General features: G+C 63.8%; 1 pseudogene. It reads right to left on the reverse strand.

Going from position 1 to position 345, the window contains the following annotated elements:
* A pseudogene (locus HL666_RS33900) lies at positions 1–345 on the reverse strand (hybrid sensor histidine kinase/response regulator); the annotation flags it as partial.

A 345-nucleotide genomic window follows, 5' to 3' on the forward strand; every position in this document is an offset into this window, starting at 1 on the left:
TGCATCTCGAGCTCGATCTGCTTGCCGAGTTCGGTCGCGAGGTCGCGGACGATGCGCGGCAGCTTCTGCCAGGCATTGCCGATCGGCTGCATGCGCGTCTTCATAACGCCCTCCTGCAGCTCGGCGGTGACGTTCGACAATCGCTGCAGCGGCACCTTGAACTCGGTGTCCTCGTTGCGGCGGGCGATCTCGAGCAGTTGGTTGCGCGTCAGCACCAGCTCGGAGACCATCGTCATCAGATGTTCGAGCGTGTCGACGTTGACGCGGATCGACTGGTTGGCGACCTTGTCGTTCTCGTGCACCTCGCCGTCGGCATTGGCCTTGGCCCTCGCCGCCTTCTTCGGC

The organism is Bradyrhizobium aeschynomenes (genome assembly GCF_013178945.1).
In the GTDB taxonomy this organism is placed as follows: Bacteria; Pseudomonadota; Alphaproteobacteria; order Rhizobiales; family Xanthobacteraceae; genus Bradyrhizobium; species Bradyrhizobium aeschynomenes.